The organism is Corynebacterium sp. HMSC08F01, assembly GCF_001807545.1.
In the GTDB taxonomy this organism is placed as follows: domain Bacteria; phylum Actinomycetota; class Actinomycetes; order Mycobacteriales; family Mycobacteriaceae; genus Corynebacterium; species Corynebacterium coyleae.
On record NZ_KV789282.1, the window covers coordinates 1 to 1,238 of the forward strand.

The 1,238-nt window shown below is 60.1% G+C and carries 2 protein-coding genes; one reads left to right on the plus strand and one right to left on the minus strand.

Features of this window, described 5'->3' with window-relative positions; genetic code table 11:
* Positions 1 to 174 precede the first annotated feature (174 nt).
* Complete coding sequence (locus HMPREF3171_RS01275; protein WP_070482338.1) at positions 175 to 759, plus strand: septum formation initiator family protein; 585 nt, start codon at positions 175 to 177, stop codon at positions 757 to 759.
* A 10-nt stretch (positions 760 to 769) separates the two neighbouring features.
* Here HMPREF3171_RS01275 and HMPREF3171_RS11765 read toward each other — a convergent pair whose 3' ends face one another.
* On the minus strand, positions 770 to 1,153 hold the full coding sequence (locus HMPREF3171_RS11765) for a hypothetical protein (protein WP_141743305.1): 384 nt from the start codon (positions 1,151 to 1,153) through the stop codon (positions 770 to 772).
* Positions 1,154 to 1,238: the final 85 nt, after the last annotated feature.

The following is a 1,238-nucleotide window of genomic DNA, read 5'->3' on the forward strand; positions in this document are numbered from 1 at the left end:
AAGCGTTACACCACACTAAGGGACGCAACCGATCCTCGATCAAGTCCCCTGTAGTGGCGAGGGAGCCATTGGCCAAGGTGTGCCGGTCGTGTTTGACGGTTAGGGGAGCGGGATCGTCTGTGCGGGCCGTGCCGAACCGCGAAAAACCTTGCACCACATCTAAACTATCTTCCTATGAAGAAACGCCCGTCCTCCGTGCCTGTCGCTAGTCGCGACGCGGAGCGTGCCCAGCGCGCTGCAGAGCGCGCGCAACGCTCCCGCACGAGGCGGGCGCGCGTGTTTCCAAAGCAGGACATGGCCAGCGTGGTCATTCTGATCAGCGTTGTCCTGCTGGTGTTGTTGGCCATCGCTGCGCCGCTGCGGAACTACTACGAGGGCCGCGCCGAGATCGCCCGTGCCCAGGAATCCATCGAACGCCTGGAGGCACGCAAGCAGGCGCTTGAAAGCGACATCGCCATGTACGAAGACGATGCCTTCATGCGCCAGGAAGCGCGTCGCCGCCTCGGTGTGGTTGAAGAGGGGGAGACCGTCTGGCGCATCCTTGATCCGCGCATGTCCGCCCCCGACAACATCACCACCGCCGCCGACGAGATTCCTGACGACCGCGAGTGGTCCAAGGTGCTATGGGACTCGCTCCGCGACATCCCCGAAGTAGAGGTGTCTGAAGCTGAAGGCCCGGAAGCCGGAGTCGGGGCGCCCGAACAACCAGCCGGCGAGGCTCCCGCTGAAGCGCCTGTACCTGAAGCTCCCGCGCAGTAGTGCGGCACCGCTAGTCTATAAATCCGAGTTCCCGACTCTTCGCCAGCATTCGGGACGCAAGTTCTGCATGGTTAACTGCCGACCATTCCACCCGCGCACCATCGCTCAACCCTAGCGCCTGAACAATTTGGGCAAGCTCGTCCAGATTATGAGCAATCACCGTGCGATCAGCTGCGTGCAACACCTGGTCTTCAGTCCAGTACACGCCTGGGCTTGCTGTTAGCGGGCCATTCTTCAGAATACGAGTTATTGCCTGGATGTAACCACCAGAAGTCACAGTATGTGCACTATGCAACGGAGGAGGTGGCATCAAGTGACGGGACTCAGTGCCGGTTGATACCAACGGGAATTCAGGGGTTGGCAGCGCGCCGGGACGCAACGCGGGAACGCTCATTAATCAACCTTTCTTGGGACGTAATCTGTTAAATAATGACAAACCTGAATCCGAGGTGTCGATTCGGGGTAGTTGGTACCGCGAG